The organism is Streptomyces sp. RerS4 (assembly GCF_023515955.1).
In the GTDB taxonomy this organism is placed as follows: Bacteria; Actinomycetota; Actinomycetes; order Streptomycetales; family Streptomycetaceae; genus Streptomyces.
Window position 1 is genome coordinate 4,273,443 of record NZ_CP097322.1, and the last position, 24,376, is coordinate 4,297,818.

The window sequence follows — 24,376 nt, forward strand, 5'->3', positions numbered from 1 at the left end:
TTCAGACCATGATTGAGACTCGACCCCGAAAGAGGGATTGACGCACAGTGCTCGACGTCAACTTCTTCGACGAGCTGCGGATCGGCCTTGCCACCGCGGACGACATCCGAACCTGGTCGCACGGCGAGGTCAAGAAGCCGGAGACCATCAACTACCGCACCCTCAAGCCCGAGAAGGACGGACTCTTCTGCGAGAAGATCTTCGGTCCGACCCGGGACTGGGAGTGCTACTGCGGCAAGTACAAGCGTGTCCGCTTCAAGGGCATCATCTGTGAGCGTTGTGGCGTCGAGGTCACGCGCGCCAAGGTGCGCCGTGAGCGGATGGGCCACATCGAGCTCGCCGCTCCCGTCACCCACATCTGGTACTTCAAGGGCGTTCCGTCGCGTCTTGGCTACCTGCTGGACCTCGCGCCGAAGGACCTCGAAAAGGTCATCTACTTCGCCGCGTACATGATCACGTTCGTCGACGACGAGCGCCGTACCCGCGACCTGCCGTCGCTGGAGGCCCACGTCTCCGTCGAGCGCCAGCAGATCGAGAACCGCCGTGACGCGGACCTCGAAGGCCGTGCCAAGAAGCTGGAAAGCGACCTGGCCGAGCTGGAGGCCGAGGGCGCCAAGGCCGACGTGCGCCGCAAGGTGCGCGAAGGTGCCGAGCGCGAGATGAAGCAGCTCCGCGACCGCGCCCAGCGCGAGATCGACCGCCTCGACGAGGTGTGGAACCGCTTCAAGAACCTCAAGGTCCAGGACCTGGAGGGCGACGAGCTCCTCTACCGCGAGCTGCGTGACCGCTTCGGCACGTACTTCGACGGTTCGATGGGTGCCGCGGCGCTGCAGAAGCGCCTGGAGTCCTTCGACCTGGAGGAGGAGGCCGAGCGCCTCCGCGAGATCATCCGTACCGGCAAGGGCCAGAAGAAGACCCGTGCGCTCAAGCGCCTCAAGGTCGTCTCCGCGTTCCTGCAGACCAGCAACAGCCCCAAGGGCATGGTGCTCGACTGCGTGCCGGTGATCCCGCCGGACCTGCGTCCGATGGTGCAGCTGGACGGTGGCCGCTTCGCGACCTCCGACCTGAACGACCTGTACCGCCGCGTGATCAACCGCAACAACCGTCTGAAGCGTCTCCTCGACCTCGGTGCCCCCGAGATCATCGTGAACAACGAGAAGCGCATGCTTCAGGAGGCCGTGGACGCCCTCTTCGACAACGGTCGTCGCGGTCGTCCGGTGACCGGTCCCGGTAACCGTCCGCTGAAGTCCCTGAGCGACATGCTCAAGGGCAAGCAGGGTCGATTCCGTCAGAACCTCCTCGGCAAGCGCGTGGACTACTCCGCGCGTTCCGTGATCGTCGTCGGTCCGCAGCTGAAGCTGCACCAGTGTGGTCTGCCCAAGGCCATGGCGCTGGAGCTCTTCAAGCCGTTCGTGATGAAGCGCCTGGTCGACCTGAACCACGCGCAGAACATCAAGTCGGCGAAGCGCATGGTCGAGCGCGGCCGCACGGTCGTGTACGACGTGCTCGAAGAGGTCATCGCCGAGCACCCGGTGCTGCTGAACCGTGCGCCCACGCTGCACCGTCTCGGCATCCAGGCCTTCGAGCCCCAGCTGGTCGAAGGCAAGGCCATCCAGATCCACCCGCTCGTCTGCACCGCGTTCAACGCGGACTTCGACGGTGACCAGATGGCCGTGCACCTGCCGCTCTCCGCGGAGGCGCAGGCCGAGGCCCGCATCCTGATGCTGTCCTCGAACAACATCCTCAAGCCGGCCGACGGCCGTCCGGTCACGATGCCGACCCAGGACATGGTCCTCGGTCTGTTCTTCCTGACCACCGACGGTGAGCTCCGTGACGTCAAGGGCGAGGGCCGCGCGTTCGGCTCCACCGCCGAGGCGATCATGGCGTTCGACGCCGGCGAGCTGGCGCTCCAGTCGTCCGTCGACATCCGCTTCCCGGTGGGCACCATCCCGCCGCGTGGCTGGGTGCCGCCGGTCGCCGAGGAGGGTGAGCAGGAGTTCCAGCCGGGCGACAGCTTCCGTCTGAAGACCACCCTGGGTCGCGCGCTCTTCAACGAGCTGCTGCCCGAGGACTACCCGTTCGTCGACTACTCGGTGGGCAAGAAGCAGCTCTCCGAGATCGTCAACGACCTGGCGGAGCGCTACCCCAAGGTCATCGTGGCGGCGACGCTCGACAACCTGAAGGCGGCCGGCTTCCACTGGGCGACCCGTTCGGGCGTCACCGTGGCCATCTCCGACGTCGTCGTGCCCGAGGCCAAGAAGGCCATCGTCGCGGGCTACGAGGCGATGGACGAGAAGGTCCAGAAGCAGTACGAGCGCGGTCTGATCACCAAGGACGAGCGCACGCAGGAGCTCATCGCGATCTGGACCAAGGCGACCAACGAGGTTGCCGAGGCGATGAACGCGAACTTCCCCAAGACGAACCCCATCTTCATGATGGTTGACTCGGGTGCCCGAGGAAACATGATGCAGATGCGACAGATCGCCGGTATGCGTGGTCTGGTGTCGAACGCGAAGAACGAGACCATCCCGCGTCCGATCAAGGCGTCCTTCCGTGAGGGCCTCACCGTTCTGGAGTACTTCATCTCCACGCACGGTGCCCGTAAGGGTCTGGCGGACACCGCCCTGCGTACCGCCGACTCGGGTTACCTCACCCGTCGTCTGGTGGACGTCTCGCAGGACGTCATCATCCGCGAGGAGGACTGCGGCACCGAGCGCGGCCTCAAGCTCAAGATCGGTGTCAAGGACGAGACCGGTGTCCTCCGCAAGGCGGACGACGTCGAGACCTCCGTGTACGCCCGCATGCTGGCCGAGGACGTCGTCATCGACGGCAAGGTCATCGCGCCGGCGAACGTGGACCTCGGTGACGTGCTCATCGACGCCCTCATCGCGAACGGCGTCGAGGAGGTCAAGACCCGCTCGGTCCTGACCTGTGAGTCCGCCGTCGGCACCTGTGCCTTCTGCTACGGCCGCTCGCTGGCCACCGGCAAGCTGGTCGACATCGGTGAGGCGGTCGGCATCATCGCCGCCCAGTCCATCGGTGAGCCCGGTACCCAGCTGACGATGCGTACCTTCCACACCGGTGGTGTGGCCGGTGACGACATCACGCAGGGTCTGCCGCGTGTCGTCGAGCTCTTCGAGGCCCGTACCCCGAAGGGTGTCGCCCCGATCTCCGAGGCCGCCGGCCGCGTGCGGATCGAGGAGACCGAGAAGACGAAGAAGATCGTCATCACGCCCGACGACGGCAGCGAGGAGACGGCCTTCCCGATCTCCAAGCGCGCCAAGGTCATCGTGCACGAGGGCGACCACGTCGAGGTGGGCCAGAAGCTCACCATGGGTGCCACCAACCCGCACGACGTGCTGCGCATCCTCGGCCAGCGTGCCGTCCAGGTCCACCTGGTCGGCGAAGTCCAGAAGGTCTACAACTCGCAGGGCGTGTCGATCCACGACAAGCACATCGAGATCATCATCCGGCAGATGCTGCGCCGCGTGACGATCATCGAGTCCGGCGACGCGGAGCTCCTGCCGGGCGAGCTCGTCGAGCGCTCGAAGTTCGAGACCGAGAACCGTCGTGTGGTCACCGAGGGCGGTCACCCCGCCTCCGGCCGTCCGCAGCTGATGGGTATCACCAAGGCCTCGCTGGCGACGGAATCCTGGCTGTCGGCCGCCTCCTTCCAGGAGACGACCCGAGTCCTGACGGATGCGGCGATCAACGCCAAGTCCGACAGCCTCATCGGCCTCAAGGAGAACGTCATCATCGGTAAGCTCATCCCGGCGGGTACGGGTCTGTCCCGCTACCGCAACATCCGGGTCGAGCCGACCGAAGAGGCCAAGGCCGCGATGTACTCGGCCGTCGGCTACGACGACATCGACTACTCGCCCTTCGGCACCGGCTCCGGCCAGGCTGTCCCGCTGGAGGACTACGACTACGGTCCCTACAACGGCTGACGAAGTCAGTCGTCATAGGACGCAGCACGGCTGAAGTCAGGCAGTAAACCGCAGGGCGGTCACCCGGAAGGGTGACCGCCCTGCGGCGTTTCCGGCGTTTCCCGGAGTCAGCGACCCGGGCCGGTGGGGCTGCCCGGTTGGGGCGGGATCTGCGGGCGGATCGCCGGGCGGGGCGCCGCGGGGGCGCCGGCGGTGGGTGCGGTGCCGGGAGCCTGGGCCGTGCCGCCGCCGCTGCGGAGCCGGGCGGCCTGGGCGAGCGGGGAGACCACGACGGGGCGGGGCGGGGCCGGGCCTGGCCGGCGGCCGGGGCCGGGGCGGGGCCGGTGGGGGTCGGGCCCGTGGCGGCCGGGGCGAAGTGTTCGCGGGTCTGGTACGGGCCCGGGGTGACCTGCCAGGCGGGGGCCTGCGGGTCCACCTCCTTGCGGACGATGCGGTCCATCAGGGTGGCCATCTCGACCGGGCCGATGCCGCCCGGCACCGGGGTGAGGTTCTGCGGTACCCCGTACATCTCGGGGCGGACGTCGCCGAGGACGCTGCCGTCGGCCTGCGGGACGAAGCCGGAGTCGATCACGACCCGGTGGTGGGGCTGGATGTGGTCGGCGCCGAGGATGCCCGGGTTGCCGGTGACCGAGATGACGATGTCGGCGTCCCGGACGTGGCGCAGGTCGTCCCCGTAGTCGAGGGTGATCGGGTCGTGGCCGTTCTCGCGGAGGAGGCCGACGACGCCCTGGCCGACGAAGCCCTGGCTGCCGACGACGGCGATCGACGGGTTGTCCTGCGCGAAGGGCTCGGCGACGCGGTAGATGCCCTCGGCGGTGGCGCACGCCTGGTAGGGCGAGCGGCCCTTGAGGAGGGCGTCGATGTCCTTGGCCGGGTCCATGCGTTCCACGAGCGGCCGCAGGTGGGCGGGCGGCGGGAACTGCACGATGATCGCCCGGGTGGACGGGTCCTGGCTGTAGTGGTCCAGGACGGCGGCGAACCGGGCACGGTCGACGTCGGGCGGCAGGACGACGTGGTCCGCCCGGTAGCCGAGGTGCTCGAAGGCCTTCACCTTCTGCTCGGCGGAGACCCGGGAGGCCTCCAGGCGGATCTGCCAGTCCGGGGGGTCGTCCGGGGCCGGGGTGAAGCGGATGATCGCGACGCCGTGGTCCCGGGGTTGGACGGTCTCGCGGTAGGGGGCGTAGAGCTCGCGGGCCTGTCTGAGGACGTCGCGCCCGGAGACGTACTCGGTCATCGGGGGTGTCCGAGTACGGCGAGGGCCTCCGCGACGGGGGCGAGCGGGGCGCCGCCGAGGAGGGCGGTGACCTCGTCGGCGGTCAGGCGCCGATCGCCCTGGAGGTCGTCGCGGTAGCCGTCGGCGGTGACGGTGAGGGTGAGGGCCGTGAAGGTCTCGGGGCCGGAGGGGTCGACGTAGGAGAACGGGCCGAAGTGCGCGATCCAGGTGATCGCGGCGATGTCGGGGGAGAGGCCCTCGCGCAGGACGGGCAGGGCGGCGGTGGCGACGGAGGCGAAGTCGTCGGTGATGCCCCGGTCGTCGGGGTTGTCGGCGAGTTCGGAGACGACGGCCACGGCCTGTCGCGTCGCCGGGTCGTAGGAGGCGCGCAGCAGGGCGTGGGCGGCTCCGGCGCGGCGGTGGTGCCAGTGCAGGACGGTCTGGAACTGCTGGTGGTCCATGAAGGTTCCCGTGGGTCAGTTCTGCTTGAGGGTGGAGATGAGGAGGCCGCCGCCGCCGGCGCCGGGCGTCAGGAACACGGCGGTGTCCTTGAGGGTCCAGGCGGGGACGACGGTGCCGGGCGGCAGGAGCCTGGGCGCGCCGGTGCCGCTCGCGAGGTCGACCTCGGCGGTGGCGGGGGCCGCGGCCGCGCCGCCGGCCACTTCCGCGTAGGCGGTGCCGTTGTCGGCGACGGCCTTCACCCGCAGGTCCTGCTTGAGCTGCGCGCCGGCGCTCAGGCAGGTGCCGTGGGCGCGCTGGAGGTCGAAGGCGGCGGTGCCGTCGGCGAGGAAGCGGCCGTTGGGGGAGGTCACGACGCCGGACGGTTTCGCCTGGCAGGGCATGCTCGCTTCGAGCCGGCCCGTCGCGGTCTCGTGGACGGCGACGGTCGGGTAGGTGAGCTGGTCGCCGTCCGCGCCGTGCCAGCGCGAGAGGACGTGGCCGCGCGCGGCCGACTGGAACAGGCCGTCGCTGCTGTAGCGCTCGGGAGCCGTTCCGGGCGGTGCGGTCTTGAGGACCGACCAGGCGCCGGGCACCCCGAAGCCCTTGGCCAGGTGTTCGGTGACGAGCCAGCCCTTGCCCGTCCTGACGCGCCCGATGCCCTTGGCGCAGGAGTCGGCGCACACGTCGAGGGTGCCGGTGGCCAGGTCGACGGCCACGGCGCCGTGCGCGTTGCCACCGGTGAGGGGCGGGCCGTTCCAGCGGACCTGGAGGCCGCCGCCGAGGTCCTCGACGCGGAGGTCGTTCTCCTCGTCGCCGGTGTTCGCGCCGTACGTCTTGAGGGGGACGTCGATCTCCCGCAGCGGCGCCACCGCCTCCCCGGAGGCGTCCGCCGGGTACACCGCCAGGCGGACGACCTCCTTGCCCTGGGTGAGGGCGTCGCCGCCGGTGACGCCGTGGGCCCACAGGACGACGTACTCGCGGCCGTCCTGGTACGCGGTCGACACCGACGGCAGCTCCACCCGGTCGCCCTCGTACCCGGAACGCCCGGCCTCGGACAGGGGGGTGGGGGGCTGCCAGGGCTTGCCCGTGAAGAGGATCCGGCCGGTGGACGCCTGGCGGACCTGGGCGGTGTAGCCGTCCTCGGCGACCGTCACGTAGGCGACGACGTCCGAGTGGGCGCCGATGGCCACCGGCGGCTTCGAGGAGTACTTCGCCGGCATCCAGGCGAGCTGCTGCTGCCAGCCCTTGTCGGCCGCGTAGGCCGGGGGGACGGACAGCAGGACCGTGGGGCCCTGGGGGGTGGGCGACGGGGCCGAGGACGCCTTTCCGTCGCCCTTCCCGTCGCCCTGGGCGGGGGCCGGCGAGCCGTCGCCGCACCCGGCCAGTAACGCTCCCGAGAGCGCGGCCGCGACCACGGCCTTGTTCATCCGCTGCATGCGCACAGCTGTTCTTCCTTCCGCGAGGCAGGTGAGATCGGAACGATCAGAACGTCTCCACCACCGGCGCGGCCTTGGCCCGGTGGGACCCCTCCTTGCACCCGGCGAACGGGCCCGAGGGGCTGCGCAGCTCGCCCATGACCGCGCCCAGGTGGTCGCGGTGCCACAGGGCCGGCCCGCTCGGTCCGGCCGTCGGATCGGTCAGCTCCTGCCAGGCCAGCCACAGGCCGTGCAGCCGGGCCACCGCCTCCAGGTGCTCCCACCAGCGCGGGCACCACGGCGAGGACGAGCCGACCTCGCGGCCGTAGACGGGCAGCAGGAGCGCGTGCACCCAGGTGACGAGCAGGCGCAGCTCCTCGTCGTACTCCTCGCCGTCCAGGTAGAGGATGAAGAGCGGCGGCGTGGCCTCCCCGGTGGACATGGCCTCCTCGGCGGATGCGGTCATCGCAGTGCCTCCCGGGCCGCGCGGGCCGTGATGGCCTGGACCTCGGCCTGCGCCGCCGCCGCGATGCGGTCGGCGCCGGGCTCCTTGTACCAGGGCCGCAGCCGGATCAGGGCGGGGCGGACACCGGTGGCCATCAGCAGCGCGGTGCCCTTGGGCAGGGCCCGGATCCGGTCCGCGGGCAGGATCCGCTCCAGCCGGTACGAGGTCGAGCGGCTGCGGCCGTCCTTGCTGCGGGAGTAGCTGACGGTGCTCACGTCCTGCTCGCCGACCAGCTTGGAGATCTTCTCCACGAAGTCGGCGTCGTCCAGGCCGGCGCCGAGGAGCTTGATCGTGGCCGCGCCCCAGAGGGCGTCCATGCCGGCCTCGCCCCAGACGCGGGAACCCTGGCGGTAGCTCTGGAGCAGCGTCACGATGTTGATGCCGCGCGAGCCGAGGTGCGAGTACAGGTCGGGCAGGTCGGAGATCCGGCAGACGTTGGCGGCCTCGTCGAGGACCGCCGTCATCGGGGGTTCGAGGCGCCCGCCCATGCGTTCGGCGGCCCGTACGCCGGCCCGGAGGACCGAGTCGGCGACGGCCGCGATCACCCCGGCCGCCGAGCCGCCGCCGTCCTTCGACAGCAGGTAGAGGGTGTCGGTGCCCAGGACGTGGTGGTCGGGCCGGAACTCGGGGCGCACCGGGTCGGGGGTCACCCAGGCCGCGATGCGGGGGTCGAGGAGGCAGGCCACGCACTGGCGGGCGGTCTCGTAGATGCCGTCACGGGTCTCGACGGCGCCCTGGATGGTGCCGCGCAGCTGCTCGGCGAGGGCGGTCATGCCGGCGTCGCGCAGCAGGTCGATGGGGGTGCGGTCGGCGGGGTCGGCGAGCCAGCCGAGGACCTCGTCGACGTTCTTGCCGCCCTTGCTCGCGGCGTGGAACAGCGCGGTGAGGGTGTTCTGGGCGGCGGAGATCCAGAAGTCCCGCTTGGAGGCGTCGTCGTTGACCGCGCTGACGAAGTGTCCGGCGAGCCGGCGGGCGCCCTCGATGTCGCGGGCGTCGGCGAGCATGTCCCACCACAGGGCGCGGGGGGTGTGCGCGATGCCCTGCGGGTCGAACGTCCATACCTGGCCCACGCGTTCCCGTTCGGCGCGGGTCACGCTGTACACGTCCGACTTGTTCGAGGTCAGCAGGACGCTGCCGCGGGCGCGCAGGACGCGGGGGACGGCGATGCCGGTGGACTTGCCGGCGCGGGGGGCCATGAGGTCCAGCTCCACGTCCTCGTAGCTGGAGCGCAGTTCGGGGCCGTTCGGCTCCAGGTTGCCCAGCAGGTTGCCGGTGTCGTCGGGGGTGAGCTTGCCGCTCGTGAGCTTCTTCAGGCTCGGACGCAGCTCCAGCGCGCGGGCGGCGGCGCCCTTGGGGAGCATCGCGGCGAGCTCCTTGCGGCCGGCGAGGCCGTCGGAGCCACCGAAGCCCTTGCGCACCAGCAGGACCAGGGCCACCACGAGCCCCAGCAGCACGCCGAACGTCACCGCGATCCCGGCGCCCGACGCGGCGGCGGACGCCCCCGGCCACAGCGCCGCCGGACCGTCCCCCACCAGCGTGGCCAGGGTGCTCAGGGCGAACGGGGGCGGATTCCAGCCCGCGCCCGCCGCCGCCGCGCCGAGCGTGCCGCCCAGCCACGCCGACAGGAAGCCGACGAAGACGACCGCGGCGACGGCCACGATCAGCCAGGGCAGGAGGTCCTCGGCCGAACCGCCGCCCTTCCTGCGCGGGGTACGCCCCGTCACCGGCCCCCGCCCCGTCACCGGCCCTCCCCGGTCTTCGACAGCGGCACCTTGTCCGCCTCGGTCCAACGGTTGTTGGTGTTGTGCAGGTTCTTCTCGGTGTCGGTGATGGCCACCTTGATCGGGATGCCCGGCCGGCCACCCACCTTGATCAGGAACCGGCCCCGACCGGGCGGCTCGGCGTTCGCCGTCGGGTTGGCCCAGCCGGGCGGCGAGGACCAGGACGACACCAGGTCGATCTCCCGCTCGGACATGCCGATGACCTTGCCGAGCTCCTCCATCTCGGTACGAGGCAACCCCGCGCACACCACCATCCCGGCGCGCTCCACGAAACCCCGGGCCTTGGCCCGGTCGGCCTCGCTGCCCAGCGCCTCGGCGTCCTTCAGGGTGTGGGTGATCTTGGCGTCGCCGAGGCCGAGGGAACGGTTCAGACGGGTCAGGGCGTCGATGCGCTCCACGATGCCCGACGCCGCGCGCAGCGGCCGCCACAGCTCGTCGAGGACGGTGAAGAACCAGCGTTGCGGGGCCAGACCCGCGTCCGCGAGGGCGTGCGCGGCCGCGACCGTACCGAGCCCGTCCGACCAGGCGGCGAGCATCGCGGCGGCCGTCAGCTGGGTGTCGGCCTCACCGATGCGGGAGATGTCCACGCACACGGCGGGCGCGCTCGGGTTGATCCGGGTCGAGGTCTCCGTGGCGAACGTGTCGCCGAGCGGGCCGTCCAGGATGCCGATCAACGAGCGGTGCAGGGGATCGACGGCCTCCTGGTAGCGCTCCTGGTTGCCGCGGTCCAGGGTGACCGCGCGAACCCGGTCCGGGCCCTCGTCGAGGACCCGCAGGAGGTCGGGCAGCAGCGGCGGCTTGCCCGGGGTGGACCGCTCCTTGAGGTGGTGCAGGCACGCCGACAGCACCGACTGCTCGTGGTCGTCCATGGGGCGCCCGCGCATGATGGTGATCAGCGCCGCCACCATGTTCAGGACGCGGCCGTGGGCCTCCGCCTGGAGCACCCGCCCGGCCTCCCCGCCGATGCGTTCCGCCGCCTCGCCCATCGCGCCCGGATCGAGGACGTTGATGCCGCCGACGCCGCGCCCGATCGAGATCACCTGGCCGCCGAGCGCCCGTACGGTGTCCGCGTAGTCCGGCTTCAGGTCGCCGAGGACCAGCGGGACCACACCGGTCGCCGTCATGCCGATCAGCATCCGGTTGACCAGGGTGGACTTGCCCAGGCCCGGCATGCCGAGCATGAACAGCGACGGGTTGGAGATGTACCGGGCCCGGGTGAACCACGAGATCGGATCCCCGCACACGGTCGCACCCGTGTGCAGGTGCTGGCCCAGCGGCACCCCCGTCATCGGAGCGCCCGAGCCCGCCGCGAACGGCCACAGCCCGCACGCCTGCACGGTCGTGGCCCGCCACATCGACGGCGGGTCCATGTGCGCGACCTGCCCGCCTCCCGGGCCGGGCCACCCCCGCGACGGCGCCACCGGTATCCGCGGCGGCCGGGGCGCCTGCGGCTGCTTCTTGCTCACAGCGTCTCCCTGAGCTGGTACGGGATGAGGGTGTGCTCCCACGGCAGGAGGCCGACGGGGAGGGTGCACGTGAACGCGGCCGCCTGCATGCGGTCGGCGGGGCGCATCAGGATGCGGGAGGACGCCTGGAGGTTGCGTACGGTGATCGACGCGTCCGCCAACTGCTCCTCGTCGGCGACGGTGACCGTGACCATCATCGAGAACTCGACGAGGCCCGCGCCGGACGCCTCCTCGGCGGCCGTCTGCTCGGCGGCCCGCATCTCGGACGCGGCACGCGCCTGCACCAGACCGCGCTGGGAGCCGGCCATGAAGTGCGCGGAACGGCGGTCGGCCTCCACGATGCGGGCGGACGTCGCCGGGTCGATGGGCCGGTAGACGAGGCTCACGCGCTTGCGGCGCGTGCCCTGCGCCGGCTCCAGCAGCCCGCGCAGCACGCTGGAGCGTACGGTGCCCCGCGGGGCCAGCGTCAGCATCCAGGTCCGCGAGACCCCGGAGTCGTGCTTGTACCCGTCGACGGTCTCCACCGCGACGGCCGGGCCCGCGTCGTGCCACTGCAGGCCGGTCACCCCGTGCTCGGCACGGACGTTGAGGACGTCCGGGGCGATCGCCGGGTCGTACGCGACGCGGACGATCTCCGAGATCTGCTCCGCCGACAGCGGCGACGCCGAGCCGCCACCCGCGGCGACCAGGCCGGACAACAGCGACGGCAGACGCATCGACAGGTCGGTGATGACGTCCTCGGGCTTGCGGCGCGGGCCGGGCACGGCCCCGTAGGTGAGAGCGATGTACGTGTGCATCTCGGAGGACGCCGACGGGTACCGCGCCACGACCTCCTCCATCACCGCGCGGGCCGCCGCCGGCGCGTCGGGCACGATGCGCGGCAGCACCTCGGCGGCGAGCCGCGTACCGGTGTCGGGGGCCGTCTCCACGACGACCTGCGCCCCGCGCAGGCCCGGCTCGTGGGACAGACGGGCGAGCCAGTCGCCCCAGGACGCCACCCAGATGTCCACCTGCTGCGGGTCCACGAGGGAGCCGCCGTCCGGCTCACAGGACAGCACGATGGTGAACAGGTTGCGGCCGGGGTGGTGCAGGACGCCGAAGGGGCGCCCGTACGCGTCGTTGCCCTCCAGCATCTTCACGCGGGCGAGCATCCCGGGCGGCGAGAAGTGCCCGCCGGGGCGGCGGGAGAGCGGGCCGGAGACGTACGTGTGCGAACCGTTGGCCTTGCGCTTCATCCAGCCGATGCGCACGGCCACCATCTGGTAGACGTTCCGCCCGTCGGCGGTGCGCAGCGCGAGCGGCCCGACGAGCACCGCGAGCGGTATGAGGACCCCGATGGCGGCGCCGAGCGAGACCAGGGAGGCGAGCAGCACGACCACGAGCCCGCCGAACGCGACGACGGTCCCGAGCAGCCCGAGCGGCCCGAGGCCGGGCCGGCGCGGCCGCCGCCAGTTGCCGTAGGTGGGCCGCGCCATGGATTCGGTGGCCATGGATTTCCTTTCGGGGTTGGGTCGAGCTCAGCGCCCCCGGCCGGGGGCCGGAGGCTGTTGGCGCGGGAGCTTGGGGGTGGTGGTGGTCTGCGCGGGCGTCGTGGCACCGGCCTGCGACGCCGTGCCGGAACGCAGCCGCCCGGCGGCGGCGATGCTGAGGCGGGTGTCGCCCTGCTGGAAGGTGGCGGCTTTGGTCTGGGTGTTCGTCGCTGCCTGGGTGAAGGCGCCGCGGTCGGTGGTGATGAGCGCGGTGGCGAGACCCTTCTCGTGGAGCTTCTCGGCGTTCTCCCGGCCGATCGAGACGCCTCGGCCGGTGCTGCTCTGGGCGTAGAGGTTCTTGATCATGGCCTCGGGGGCCATGCGGCCGCCGTAGGCCTCCTTGCCCAGCTCGTACTTCATGCGGCCGTTCATCCACCGGTCGGCGTTCTGGGCGAGGCACTGTTCCAGGGGAACCTCGACGGAGAGGATGACGCGCTGCCCGTAGCCACCCTTGCCGAGTTCGTCCAGCAGGACGACGTTCTTGTCCAGGTTCTTGAGGGTGGCGTCGTAGAGCAGGTTGTATCCCTGCCCACGTGCCCAGACCTCGAAGTTGTCCTGGAGGTAGGCGGATTCCTCGTGGATGAGGGAGGCCATCTCGGAGGGCGAGAGCTCACGACCGAAGGGGAGGACCATTTGCTCGGCGCCCAGGGTGGGCAGCCCGCCGTGCTGGAAGATGGCGACCTTGAACTCGTCCGGGTCCAGGGGGACGTAGTGCTTGAGGTCCACCCCGTGGGCGTCGGCCAGGGCGCGGCCGAGCTCGGAGTCCTGACGCTGCCACTCGTCGAGGTTGGTCTGCGCCGTCCCCTTGCCCACGCCCGGGGCACCCGCCGTCAGCAGGACGGCCCGCCCGTCGCGAGGACGGTCACCGTACTTCGCCTTGAACTGCTCCAGGACGGCACGGTGCAGTTGGCGCCGCTCACGGGTCCACTGGTGGTTGTTCGTATGGACGACGGAGGTGGCGTGCCGGCTTCCCGGCGACAGATCGCCGTTGGGACCCATACGCGTCTGGAGCACCTGGTACAGGTGCCGGTACGGGTCGTTCATGCCGACCGCATCCGACGCCGACGGTGGATCTCGTCGTAGTCGTCGTCGGTGATGTCCCCGAGCAATGCGGCACCGGAGAGCACCTTGAACGTGTTGTCCTGGTGCGTGGGCTCGATGTGCTCCGGGTCCCAGTCGTCCTCTTCGAAGTCCCAGGCGGCGACGGTGTCGAGCATTTCCTCGCGGGGGATGCCGCCTTGCGCGTAGCGCTGAAGGTACGCGCGCAGAGAAGGCTTCTCGGTCATCGGTGTTCCTTACGGGTCAACGGGCGCGGCCGGGGGCCGGCGGGGTCTGGCGCGGGACCTGCGGGGCGGGGGCCTGGGCCGGGGGTGTGGTGGCGACGCCGGCCCCGGGGGAGCGGAGGCGCCCCGCGGCGGCGATGGTGATGCGGGTGTCCTCGCGCTGGAAGACGGGGGCCTGCGTCTGGGACGTGGCCTGCGGGAAGGCGCCGCGGTCGGTGGTGATCAGCCCGGTGGCGAGGCCCGCTTCGGCGAGGTGCTGGGCGTTCTCCCGACTGATGGAGTGCCCCCGGCCGGTGGTGGACTTGCCGTACAGGGAATGGATCATCCCCTCGGGGGACATCCGCCCGCCGTACGCGTTGTCGCCCCGCTCGAACTCGACGCGCCCCTTGTACCAGCGACCCGCGTTCTGCGCCACGGACACGTCGCGGGGCACCTCGACGGAGAGGATCACGCGCTGCTCGTACTTGCTTTCGTCGCGCAGGCTCTCCAGGAGCCGTGCGGCCGCCGGTTCGTTGGCGAGGGTGGCGTCGTAGAGGACGTTGTACCCCTGCTGGAGCGCCCACGCTTCGCACCGGTCACGGAGGACGGTCGCCTCGTTGTGGAGGAGGCCCGACATCTCCGCGGGGGTGAGTTCGCGCCCGTAGGGCAGCTTCACGTCCTCAGGGCTCAGGCGGGGCAGGCCGCCGGCCTTGAACAGGTCCTCCTTGAAGTCGTCCGGGTTCAGGACGACGTAGTCCTTGATGTCGAGACCGTGCACCGAGGAGAGTTGGCGGCCGAGTTCGGAGTTCTCGGCCTGCCACAGTTCGAGCTTGGCCTGCGTACTGCCCTTGCCGACGCCGGGGGCGCCCGCCGTCATCAGGACGGCGCGGCCGCCACGGGGATGGTCGGCGTACTTGGCCTTGAAGGCCTCGACGATCTCGTTGTGCATGGCCCGCCGAGCGGGGTCCCAGCGGTTTCCCTGCCGGAACACGGCGGTGGTGTCCGTCGGCCCCGGCGAGAGGTCGCCGCCGCGCTTCATGCGTTCCTGCAAGGCCGCGTAGAGCTGGGCGTACTCGCCCGTCAGCGCGGTGGTCCCGGAGAAGTCAGCCATGTGCGTCCATCTGCCGTTCGATCTCCTGGACGTCTTCCTCGGTGATCTGGCCCAGGACCACGGCGGTGTAGACGATCTCGAAGGTGTTGTCCTGGCGGATGGGCTCGATCACGAGCTCGTCGCGGATCTCGTCCTCGAAGTCCCAGGCGGCGACGGTGGCGAGCATCTCCTCGCGGGGGATCTCGCCGGTGGCGTAGCGCTGGAGGTAGGCGCGCAGGGAGGGCTTCTCGGGCATGGGTGGTTCCTTTCGAGCGGCCTGCTGCCGACGGTCGGGGGGTGCGCGTCCGCGCGCACCCCGACCGACCCGGCAGGTCTTACTGGTTGTGGCCCTTCATACCGTCGTTGTCGTCCAGCGAGCCGGCGACTTCGTTGGCCGCGTTCAGGCCTGCCTGGGCGACCACCGCGGCGGCCTGGACGGCGATCATCGCGGGGCCCGCCGCCGCGGCTGCGCCGCCCGCCGCGCCACCGGCGGCTCCGCCGCCCGCACCGCCTCCGGCGGAGGATCCGGCGCCGGCCGACGGGGAGCCCTCGGGGCCCTTGCCGCCACCGCCACCGCCACCGCCACCGCCGCCACCGCCACCGCCGCCGCCCCCGCCGCTCGCGATGCTGATGGCGCCGCTGGCGATGCTGTTGGCGAAGTTCAGGGCGACGGTCCCGCCCGAGGTACCGCCGAGCGCGGCCGTCGCGGGGACGACCAGCTTGAGCAGCGCGGGCAGGGCGAAGACCGAGAGGATCAGCAGACCCATGCCGGCGATGACGCTGTCCAGGTTCGCCTTGCCCTTGGTCATCGACGCCGCGGAGTAGATGATCAACGCCGCGGCCGGTTTGTAGAGCAGCCAGGCGGTGATCCAGCCGATGTGCTTCTTCCACCAGCCTTCGCCCCAGCCGGTCATCGACGAGGCCGCGGCCAGGGGGAGGGTGCCGATCAGCATGATCAGCACGCCCAGCCTGATGTACATCAGGATGATCTGGATGAAGCTGGACAGCATGATGAGGATGCCGAAGATGATGATGATCCCCGGACTGGTCATCATGATCGTGCCGGTCAGCTGCTCGGCGGTCTTGCCGAGGTCGGCCTTCGCGTAGATCTCCTTGGCGTACGCGTCGGAGGCGGCGTAGAGGGCCTGGGCGATGACCGGGGCCATGGCACTGACGAGGATGACCTTCCACATGCCCATGAACGCCTGCTGCATGGACTGGCCCTTGCGCTCGTAGGCCATGCGGAACGCGGCGAGGAGCACGCAGGCGACGGCGATGTAGCCGACGAGCCAGTTGGTCTCGGCCATGATGGCCTTGAGTCCGGTGCCGTCCGCGGGGTCCAGGTTGGAGCCGCTGCCGACCGAGAGCCATACGCCGTTGAGGCTCTTGAGGATCTCCTCGACGGCCTTGCCGATCGCCTGGGCGAAGGCCCCGACGGCGCCGTCGGCGACGGCGCCGCCGACCTTCTTGACTCCTTCACCGAGGCACCCCATGGGGTCGCCGGCGCACTTTTTGACCCCGTCGACTATGTCACCGGGGCTCGGAAGGTCGAGGTCGCTAAGAGGCATTGCCGCTCCCCCAGAGAATGAACCCGTCGGGCCCGCCGACGGCCGTCAGACCCTCTGTCACCGAGCCGTCCAGCGTGGGGCGCAGCTTCCAGTCGCCGTCCTCCCAGACCGTGGACATGGTCGCGACGCCGTAGGTGCCGTCTGCCAGGCGCATGAGGATCATTCCCGTGGCCTGGTCCTTGCTGAAGGTCAGCACCCGGAAGCCGACGTAGCTGCCCCGGCTGCCCGGTGCTCCCGTCCGCTGCGAGGTGGCTTCCTTGGCGCGGGCAGCGACGAACTGGTCCCTGCCCGGCCCCTTGGCCATCTGCTTCTCGCTGACCGTCTTCCAGTCGGCGCCGCCCATCTTGGCCGAGATGGCCTGCATGGCCAGAGTGGCCCCCAGTGGGGTGCGGGCGTAGCAGGACCAGACCGCTCCGTCGAACTTCAGCGGGCCCGCGGATGGTGATACCGGAAGGAGGTCCGTCTGGTACACCTTCCACTTGAGGTCGGCCGGGCTCTGGGACGGCACGGCCTGGTCGCGGTCGTCCGTGCTGCAGCCGGCCGGGCGTCCCTCCGTGGTGCCCGATGCGGGCGGGCTCGACGGTGCGTTCGCGGGCGCCGACGTCTTGGCCGGGCTCTGCGGCGTGCCGGCGTTGTTTTCGGTGTCGTCGTCCCCGATCAGTGCGACGTAGCCACCGATCAGCACCATCGCCAGCAGGAACGCCGCCGAGATCTGCCAGCCGCGCTGCAGCCAGAACGGCTTGTCCCACTCGCCGCTGCTGCCGCGGGATCCTCGGGAAGCCATCGGTCAGCCCCCCGGGTCAGTTGAAGACGAAGGACACGAGGGGGCCGGCCGTGGCGACGAGGACACAGCCGCCCAGGACCATGCCGAGACGGCCCATGTGCTCGGAGCCCTCACCGCGACGCATCGATATCGCCATCATGGCGCCGGTGATGAGGACGCCCGCCACGCCGGCCGCCGTACCCGCCCACGCGACGATGCCGAGGACGTTGTTCACCTTGCTGGTGAGCTCCGGCGGGGCGTTCATCCCGGGCTTCGGGACGTCGGCCGCGAGGATGACGGCAGCGTCACGGACCTTGCTGAGCATGGCAATTCCCCCTGAAAATGTCTTCATCGGCCAAATCGCCGAAAGAACTACGGTATTGAGATTCATTTGCCGACGGCATCATGGCAGGGATCGCCGGCGAGGCGATCGGATGAGTCCGGCTCGTGACAGGTCCGGAACATATACCGTCGGCTCGGGCCGGCTTCAGCCCGAGAGCAGGAAAGCGACGATCGGCCCGGCGGTGGCACCGATGATGCACGCGCCGAGGACCGTGGCCAGCTGGGTGAGGTGCTCGTCCCCGTTGCCCGAACGCAGCGCGATCGCCATCCGGGATCCGATGATCAGGACGCCCAGGATCGCGGCGGCGGACACGAACCAGGCCATCCAGCCCAGCACGCGGTCGAGGGGTCCGGTGACGTCGGCGCCCACGGCCAGCATCCATTCCATTGCACGGCCCCTCTCTACGGGTCTCACTGACTGTTGATCAGTTTGGACAGCGCTGAAGCTTCCCGGGGCGCCGGACCGGACAGGTCGCCCATGCGCCAGTTCGGCATCCAGGGGACCCGGTGGATCGTGGCGACCGAGCTGATCACCTTGATGCGTTTGGCCAGCTCAGGGGGCAGACGGCCAGGGGCGTCCGCCACGAGAACCACGGCCTGGAGGGTCACTCCTGATGGCTGCTCATCTCGTCGGATCATATCCAGTACCCGTGACACCGCCTGGAGACCCGAAGCGTGCGTACGGGCCACCAAAAGGACTTTTCCGGACGCTCCGGCCGCGGTGTCCGGCCACTGCGCACCGCAGTCGTAACCGCCGAAGACCGTGGCCAGCGTGCTCGCCCCGGCGCCACCGTGGGCGTTCATCCAGCTGAAGGCGGTCGTCCCCGGAGGGGGCGCGGAAACCGGAAGTCCCTGGTCCGCAAAGGGTTGTGGAGGTGCGATGGAGATGTCCGCCGGTGCGGCGCCGCCGCCGACCGGACCCCGGATCCAGATCTCCGGGCCATCAGGCGTTTTCTGATCCATGACTTCATCTCCCCCCGTGTCGACGCATGTCGGCGGTCTCGCGTAGCGTCCAGCATCGACAACTTAGTGCGAATCTCTGGTGATTGTTTGTGACAGTCTCGTGACCGTGCTGCCGGGAGTTCCCCAGGAGACTCACACCGGCACCGGCATTGGAACATGTCGACGGGGGAGTGATGTCGAAAGAGGGGGGCGGCGCCGCCATGTGGGTGGTGGGCGCCGGAGTCGCGGCCGTCATGATGCCGTTCGTGCTGTTCGTGGGCGTCAGCGGTGGTGGCGCGGCGGACGGGGGGCTCGCCGGAGCGGGCGGTGCGCTCAATCCGAAGCACGTGCCCAAGGAGTACCTTCCGTGGGTCCTGAAGGCCGGCTCGATGTGTCCGCAGATCACCCCGCCGGTCATCGCCGCGCAGATCGAGGCCGAGTCCGGCTGGATCAACGGGCGTACGTCGCCCGTGGGCGCGCAGGGTCTGTCCCAGTTCATGCCCGGGACCTGGGCCGGTTGGGGCCGTGACGACGACGGGAACGGGCGAATAGACCCCTTCGACCCGGGCGATGCCATCATGGCCCAGGGCCGCTACGACTGCGCCCTCGCCCGGGACGTCGAGCGCTACAAGGCCCGCGGCATAGCCAGCGGCCCGACCCTCGACCTGACGTTGGCCGCATACAACGCGGGACCGGGCGCCGTGGAGAAGTACGGCGGCATACCCCCGTACCGCGAGACCCAGGGCTACGTCGTCGCCATCAAGAACGCCATGGCCAAGTACACCGCGATCGCCTCCGACCCCGGCGGCGGCACCATCCCCGCCGGGCAGCAGATGGCCTTCCCGCTGCGCGGGAACTTCCCGGTGACCTCGCCGTACGGCATGCGCGTGCACCCCGTGACGGGCGTCCACAAGCTGCACACCGGCATGGACTTCGGCGTCCCCGCCGGCAATCCGGTCCTCGCGGCCAAGGAGGGCACCGTCACCTTCGCGGGATGGAACGCCGCCTACGGAAACCGCGTCATCATCTCGCACGGCTCCATCGGCGGCTCGCAGATCTCGACCACCTACAACCACATGTCGGCCCTGAACGTGGGCGTCGGACAGCAGGTCGGCGTGGGAACCGTGGTCGGAAGTGTCGGCTCGACGGGCTATTCCACCGGCGCCCACCTCCACTTCGAGGTCCAAAAGGACGGCAGTTACGTGAACCCCGCCCCCTGGATAGGCAAGTGATGGCCGCCGTACGCAAGGCCCTCGGCGCGGCGCTGACGACGGCCGTCTGCGTCGTGCTCCTGACGGGGTGCGGGTTGAAGGACCTGAGGGACGACAAGGGCGCCGGGCCGGCGCCGGTGCCGTCCGTGTCCGAGACGTTCCCGATCAAGGCCCCGCTGCCGGCCGGCAAGCCGCTCGACGGGCAGGCGAAGGTGAAGCCCGTGCCCTCGCCGGATCCCGCCGACCCGAGCGCCGTCGCCCGCGCCTGGCTGATGACGGCCTACAGCTACGACACGGCGTACGACACCGGTCCGCAGGACGCCAACCTGCGCGCCCTCGGCTACCTCACGGACAAGCAGGCGGAAGTCGAACGCTCCTACCGGCCGGGCGCCGGCAGCGGCGCCGCGTGGGCGACCTGGGCGGAGCACAAGGCGTGGACCACGGTGGAGATCACCGCGGACGAGGACGACCAGGGGCCGGGCGACACGCCGACCTCCTCCTTCCGCACCTTCCTCGTCGACGGCAAGGCCCACGGCCGCGACGGCTGGACGGGCACCGGGCCGCAGTTGACCGCCTTCGTGGAGCTGACCATGACCGGTCCGGGAACGTGGAAGGTCGCGGGAGTCATGGTCACCCCGGCCGCGATCCCGCCGAGCGCCGCACCGTCCGCGTCCGCGTCCGCGTCCGCGTCCTCTTCCCCGTCCCCTTCCACCACCGCACGCTGAGCAGAGCCGAGGAACGCATGTCCCTTTTCAGTCGACGAGGCCGGAAGCCGGAGCCGGCGCCGGCGCCGCAGCCCGGACCGGTCGAGCCGGTCCACGTGGAGGTACGGGTCACCGCCGACGGCTACGCCGAAGTGGCCGGCCGGCCGGTCGTCGCGGGCGTGGGGGAACCGGTGCAGGACGCGGTGCTCGACTACCTCCACCGCCAGGTGCTGTCCACTGGAGCGCCGGTCCACGCGACCGTGCGGGACGAGCGCATCGCCTCCGTCGTGCCGATCCAGGTACTGGCGGACGGCTCCAGCCGGTTCACGGCCGCGCCGATGCCCTTGCCGGGCGTTTCGTCGGTACCGGTGGCACCCGCGGTGCCGGCGGCACCGGTTGCGCCCACCGCGCCCGTGGCACCCACCGCGCCTGTGGCATCGGTTGTGCCCGCCGCGCCCATGGCGCCTGTGATGCCCGAAGCACCGGTTGTGCCCGCCGCACCCGTGGCGCCTGTGGTGCCGGCGGCATCGGTTGTGCCCGCTGTGCCTGTGGCACCCGTCGTGCCGGCGGCACCTGTTGCGCCCGCCGCGCCGGCGGTGCCCGAGGCGTCCGTCGTGGCCGAGACGCCCGAGGCGCCTGAGCCGCCCGTGGTGCCCGTGGCGGAGGAGCCGCCCGCAGCCCCCGCCCCTCAGCCCGCCTCGGAGCCCGTTCCGGAGCGCGGGCCGGAGCCGGAATCCGAGCCCGAGCCCGCGCCGGCGCCCGTGGCGACTCCCGCGCCCGTGCCCGTACCGACTCCCGCGCCGGTGCCCGTACCGACTCCCGCGCCGGCGCCGGTGGCGAACCCCGGGCCGGTGCCCGTACCGACTCCCGCACCGGTGCCCGTACCGACTCCCGCACCGGCGCCGGTGGTGAACCCCGGGCCGGGGCCCGTGGCGACTCCCGCACCCGTGCCGGTGGTGAACCCCGGGCCGGGGCCCGTGGCGACTCCCGCGCCCGTGCCGGTGGCGACTCCCGGGCCGGGGTCCGTGCCGCCCCTGCCCGCGCCCGCCCCGGTTCCGCCGCTGCCGACCGCGCCGGCCCCCGGACCCGTGCCCGGACCCGTGCTCGCGCCGTCGGTGCCGCCGCAGGCGGCCCCCGGGCCCGATCTCGTCGAAGGGCCCATCGCCCGCATCAACGACGCCATCCGGCGTGGGTGGATCGAGTGGGCCGCCGGGCATGCCCGGGAGAGTGAGGCCGCCGCCGCCGAGAGCCTCGGCTGGGAGGACCCGGGCGTGCTGCGGCTGCGCGAGCTCAACGCATACGTCGCCTTCGTCGCCGGCGACGCCCGCCGCTCCTTCCACAACTCCCTGGAGATCGCCCGCATCCGCTCCGGCCGGCAGGACCCACTGGCCCTGCAGAGCGTCCACAACGCGGCCGCCGCCTGGGCGAAGGTGACCGACCCCGCCGAGGCCATCGCCATGGGCCGCGACCTCGTCGCGCTCTGGGTGCTCGCCGCGCCCAGCGGGGCCGACACCTCGCACCTCGACGCCGCCCGCGCCCGCATCGCCCGGCTGGAGGAGCGGGCCGCCCGCTGAACCAGGCCGCTGAACGGGCCCGCGGATCAGGAGCGTCGCCGCCGGCGAACCACCACCGGCACCGCCACCAGTGCCAGCAGCGCCAGGCCCGCCGCCCCGAGCCCCGGGGCGAGGCCCTTCGGGGTGAACGAGCACGAGACCCGGTCGGTGCCCGCCGCCACCTCGACGGCGACCAGCCCGTGGAACGGCTTCAGCGGAGCCGAGCACCGCCACCCCTCGACCGCCGTCATCGCGAAGACGGCGGTCCCCGTGGTGCCCTTCGGCAGCGTGGCTTCGATGGTGTGCCCGCCCGCCTCGACGGAGGTGGCGCCGGACGAGGTCAGCGCCCGCACCCGCGCGTCGAGCGCCGCCCGGTCCAGGCAGCCGATCGGGTGCGCCCCCGCCGTGGCCCCCTCGGTCCGGGTGTCGACGGTGACCTCGACGAGGCCCGACGCCGCAACCGGGCCCAGCGGGAGTACGCCGCTCATCCGGTCCTCCAGCGCCCGCCGCGCGGAGCCGGAGCGCAGGGTCCCGTACAGCTCGGGGGAGTACCAGAAGGCCTCGGAGCCCGGCGTGCACCGGGCGGCGTACGTCTGCGCGCCCGGCGTGCCGCCGGCGGTGACGGCCGGGACCTCGTAGACCTTCGCCCCCAGCACGTTCTCCTGCCGGGCGTAGACGCTGTCCGCCGGGTTCGGGGAGGAGAACGCGGCCCCCGACCGGACGGTGACCAGCGGCGGAGCCGCGAACTTCGCACCCGTCCAGGTGTTCGGCTCCGCCCCCGGGCGGACCCGCGCGCCGATCGAGAAGATCGCGTCGAGCACCGGGTTGTCGGCCCCGAAGAAGGTCCGACCGTCGTTCTTGTAGCCGTAGCCCAGCGGCTCCAGCGCCCGGTACGTGACCTCCGGCAGGTAGCTGCTGTAGTACTGCGGCCCCTCCGCCCGCAGGGCGAGGGCGTCGTTGTACGAGGTCTGCGGCGCGCCCGAGTCCGTCCGGTACGCGGGCCAGCCGTCCACCTCCCGGACCGCCTCGAAGTGGCGGGTGATCGACTGGTTGGACGTGGCCGTCGGCTTCGCCCAGCGCTCGCGCGCCCGCCGGGCGTCCGCGTTGGCCGCGGCGACGGTCGACTCCGCGAACACCACGCCCACCATCAGCACGGCCGCCACGGGAATCAACGCGCGCCGCTTCTCGCCCAGCGCGAGCAGCACCAGCGCGGCCAGCGACACGGCGCCCCCGCCCAGCACGGCTGGCCAGGTCCAGCCGCCGAAGTCGTCGGTGTGCCGGAGTACGAAGGTGGCCACCACCAGCAGCGCGGCCGACAGCGCCAGGTGGAGCGGGCGCGGCCGGTGGGCCAGCGCCAGCCAGGCCACGATGACGACCAGGCCGCTGAAGACGAAGGCCTCGCGGTACGGATTTCCGTTCGGCACCGCCAGCCCGTGCCACACGTACTGCGTCGGCGGGAACTGGAACGACCCCGCCACCAACAGCACCGCCGCCGCCCACACCAGCCGGGTCCGGCGCGCGACGGCCGTGTTGAAGAGGAAGCAGCCGGCCAGGATCAGGCCGAGCGAGGCGACGTACAGGCGCGGCCGGCCGCCCCACAGGTGCGTCGCCGGGAGCATCCCCGACAGGAAGACCTCGATCCGGACCGGGTCGAAGGCCCCGGCCTTGGTGGGCTGCGCGGCCCCGCTGGACAGGAACGACGGCAGCAGCAGCGGCAGCGTGAGCAGGATGCCGACGGCAGCGGCGGAGGCGGCCCGCCACAGCGCCCGCAGCCGCTGCGGGCCGGTCAGGTCGAGGGTGATCAGCCGGATGCCGAGGAGCACGCAGGCGGCCATCGTGGCCATCATCGCGGTGTAGAAGTTCCCGAACCAGGCGAGCGCCACGAACAGCGCGACCCCCGGCCACCGCCGTTCCTCAAGGCACCACTCGACGGCGATGCCCAGCAGCGGCAGCGCCACCAGCCCCCACAGCCACATCGGGATGTACGAGGCGTCGCTCAGCGCCCACCCGCACAGCCCGTACGTCGCCCCGAGCACCCCCCGCTGCCACCACGGTCCCGGCTTCAGCTTGCCCAGGTACACGGCCATCAGCGCGGCGGCCGTGCCCATGGTGATCGGGGTGATCGCGAAGACGGCCAGGTCCACGTGCGCCCGCGGCACCAGCACCGCGAGCCACGAGAACGGGTTGCCGAGGTAGGTGTGGTAGTCGGACAGGAACTGCTGGCCGAAGCCGCCCCGCCAGCTGAACAGCAGGTCACCGGCGGCCTGGCCGTGCACCAGGTCCCACAGGGCGCGGTGGAAGGGCACGTATTGATTGGCCTGGTCGTTGATGGCCCGGCCGGTGTTCCCGAACGGGAAACTGCCGCGCGCCACCCAGGCCGCGCAGAAGGCGCCCGAGGTGACGAGGAAGGCCAGCAGGGGCCCGTAGAGGCGGACGAGTCCCGCGCGGCCGCGCGCCGAGGGGGCCCGGCCGCCGTCGGGAGGCGAGATGTCCGCCGTCTTCGGCTCCGAGGTGACCGTCCCCAATGTCCCGCTCCTGGCACTCGTACGTGTTTGGACTGACCCGCTGCGATTCGCTGGCAGTGTAGGCGGTGGGGGCCGGCGCGAGCCGGGGCCGTCCGCTCTACCACGCCCGGGTGACGATC

Annotated in this window: 21 protein-coding genes and 1 pseudogene; 4 read left to right on the forward strand and 18 right to left on the reverse strand. The window is 71.5% G+C overall.

Annotated elements, in window-relative coordinates:
- Positions 1–47: 47 nt before the first annotated feature.
- Positions 48–3,947: a DNA-directed RNA polymerase subunit beta' gene (locus tag M4D82_RS19895; RefSeq protein ID WP_249767332.1), complete on the forward strand. Its 3,900-nt coding sequence runs from the start codon at positions 48–50 to the stop codon at positions 3,945–3,947.
- 433 nt (positions 3,948–4,380) lie between these two features.
- On the opposite strand, the pseudogene M4D82_RS19900 reads toward M4D82_RS19895, so the two are convergent.
- From M4D82_RS19900 to M4D82_RS19975, 16 genes and pseudogenes are all read right to left on the reverse strand, one after another.
- Positions 4,381–5,181, reverse strand: a pseudogene (locus M4D82_RS19900) (tetrahydrofolate dehydrogenase/cyclohydrolase catalytic domain-containing protein); the annotation flags it as partial.
- Positions 5,178–5,621, reverse strand: a complete 444-nt coding sequence (locus M4D82_RS19905; RefSeq protein ID WP_249767333.1) for a hypothetical protein — start codon at positions 5,619–5,621, stop codon at positions 5,178–5,180. The pseudogene M4D82_RS19900 and the gene M4D82_RS19905, both read right to left, overlap by 4 nt.
- Before the next feature lie 15 nt (positions 5,622–5,636).
- Positions 5,637–7,043 carry a hypothetical protein gene (locus M4D82_RS19910; protein ID WP_249767334.1) on the reverse strand — a complete coding sequence of 469 codons (1,407 nt, stop codon included), beginning with the start codon at positions 7,041–7,043 and terminating at the stop codon, positions 5,637–5,639.
- A 40-nt stretch (positions 7,044–7,083) separates the two neighbouring features.
- On the reverse strand, positions 7,084–7,482 hold the full coding sequence (locus tag M4D82_RS19915) for a DUF4913 domain-containing protein (protein WP_249767335.1): 399 nt from the start codon (positions 7,480–7,482) through the stop codon (positions 7,084–7,086).
- Positions 7,479–9,245: a type IV secretory system conjugative DNA transfer family protein gene (locus M4D82_RS19920; protein ID WP_249767336.1), complete on the reverse strand. Its 1,767-nt coding sequence runs from the start codon at positions 9,243–9,245 to the stop codon at positions 7,479–7,481. The genes M4D82_RS19915 and M4D82_RS19920 overlap by 4 nt, the downstream gene beginning before the upstream one ends.
- 14 nt (positions 9,246–9,259) lie before the next feature.
- Positions 9,260–10,672, reverse strand: coding sequence for a putative type IV secretion/conjugal transfer ATPase (locus M4D82_RS19925; RefSeq protein WP_249771976.1), 1,413 nt, complete (start codon positions 10,670–10,672; stop codon positions 9,260–9,262).
- A 92-nt stretch (positions 10,673–10,764) separates the two neighbouring features.
- The gene (locus tag M4D82_RS19930; RefSeq protein ID WP_249767337.1) at positions 10,765–12,258 is read right to left on the reverse strand and encodes an SCO6880 family protein; all 1,494 of its coding nucleotides are present in this window, start codon (positions 12,256–12,258) and stop codon (positions 10,765–10,767) included.
- Positions 12,259–12,285: 27 nt separating this feature from the next.
- Entirely contained in the window at positions 12,286–13,341 is a 1,056-nt protein-coding gene (locus M4D82_RS19935) for a zeta toxin family protein (protein ID WP_249767338.1), read from the reverse strand.
- Positions 13,338–13,583: a hypothetical protein gene (locus M4D82_RS19940; protein WP_249767339.1), complete on the reverse strand. Its 246-nt coding sequence runs from the start codon at positions 13,581–13,583 to the stop codon at positions 13,338–13,340. Before M4D82_RS19940 ends, M4D82_RS19935 begins: the two co-directional genes overlap by 4 nt.
- Positions 13,584–13,599: 16 nt before the next feature.
- The gene (locus tag M4D82_RS19945) at positions 13,600–14,670 is read right to left on the reverse strand and encodes a zeta toxin family protein (RefSeq protein WP_249767340.1); all 1,071 of its coding nucleotides are present in this window, start codon (positions 14,668–14,670) and stop codon (positions 13,600–13,602) included.
- Positions 14,663–14,905 (reverse strand): hypothetical protein, encoded by a 243-nt coding sequence (locus tag M4D82_RS19950; RefSeq protein ID WP_249767341.1) that lies wholly within the window; start codon positions 14,903–14,905, stop codon positions 14,663–14,665. The genes M4D82_RS19945 and M4D82_RS19950 overlap by 8 nt, the downstream gene beginning before the upstream one ends.
- Positions 14,906–14,984: 79 nt before the next feature.
- Positions 14,985–16,217 (reverse strand): hypothetical protein, encoded by a 1,233-nt coding sequence (locus M4D82_RS19955; RefSeq protein WP_249767342.1) that lies wholly within the window; start codon positions 16,215–16,217, stop codon positions 14,985–14,987.
- The gene (locus M4D82_RS19960; RefSeq protein ID WP_249767343.1) at positions 16,207–17,001 is read right to left on the reverse strand and encodes a DUF8175 domain-containg protein; all 795 of its coding nucleotides are present in this window, start codon (positions 16,999–17,001) and stop codon (positions 16,207–16,209) included. The genes M4D82_RS19955 and M4D82_RS19960 overlap by 11 nt, the downstream gene beginning before the upstream one ends.
- A gap of 16 nt (positions 17,002–17,017) precedes the next feature.
- Positions 17,018–17,305: a hypothetical protein gene (locus tag M4D82_RS19965; RefSeq protein ID WP_249767344.1), complete on the reverse strand. Its 288-nt coding sequence runs from the start codon at positions 17,303–17,305 to the stop codon at positions 17,018–17,020.
- Between the two features lie 162 nt (positions 17,306–17,467).
- Positions 17,468–17,710, reverse strand: coding sequence for a hypothetical protein (locus M4D82_RS19970; RefSeq protein WP_249767345.1), 243 nt, complete (start codon positions 17,708–17,710; stop codon positions 17,468–17,470).
- Positions 17,711–17,733: 23 nt separating this feature from the next.
- Complete coding sequence (locus M4D82_RS19975; RefSeq protein WP_249767346.1) at positions 17,734–18,285, reverse strand: DUF6668 family protein; 552 nt, start codon at positions 18,283–18,285, stop codon at positions 17,734–17,736.
- Between the two features lie 173 nt (positions 18,286–18,458).
- On the opposite strand from M4D82_RS19975, the gene M4D82_RS19980 reads away from it, so the two are divergent.
- Together M4D82_RS19980 and M4D82_RS19985 are read left to right on the forward strand one after the other, a co-directional pair.
- Positions 18,459–19,496, forward strand: coding sequence for a peptidoglycan DD-metalloendopeptidase family protein (locus M4D82_RS19980; RefSeq protein WP_249767347.1), 1,038 nt, complete (start codon positions 18,459–18,461; stop codon positions 19,494–19,496).
- Positions 19,496–20,200 (forward strand): hypothetical protein, encoded by a 705-nt coding sequence (locus M4D82_RS19985; protein ID WP_249767348.1) that lies wholly within the window; start codon positions 19,496–19,498, stop codon positions 20,198–20,200. The genes M4D82_RS19980 and M4D82_RS19985 overlap by 1 nt, the downstream gene beginning before the upstream one ends.
- Positions 20,201–20,390: 190 nt before the next feature.
- Here the strand turns inward: M4D82_RS19985 and M4D82_RS19990 are convergent, their stop codons facing one another.
- Complete coding sequence (locus M4D82_RS19990) at positions 20,391–20,585, reverse strand: hypothetical protein (protein ID WP_249767349.1); 195 nt, start codon at positions 20,583–20,585, stop codon at positions 20,391–20,393.
- 682 nt (positions 20,586–21,267) lie between these two features.
- On the opposite strand from M4D82_RS19990, the gene M4D82_RS19995 reads away from it, so the two are divergent.
- Entirely contained in the window at positions 21,268–21,753 is a 486-nt protein-coding gene (locus M4D82_RS19995; protein ID WP_249767350.1) for a hypothetical protein, read from the forward strand.
- A 26-nt stretch (positions 21,754–21,779) separates the two neighbouring features.
- On the opposite strand, the gene M4D82_RS20000 is transcribed toward M4D82_RS19995, so the two are convergent.
- A complete protein-coding gene (locus tag M4D82_RS20000; protein ID WP_249767351.1) occupies positions 21,780–24,257 on the reverse strand; it encodes a YfhO family protein in 2,478 nt (825 codons plus the stop codon).
- Positions 24,258–24,376: the final 119 nt, after the last annotated feature.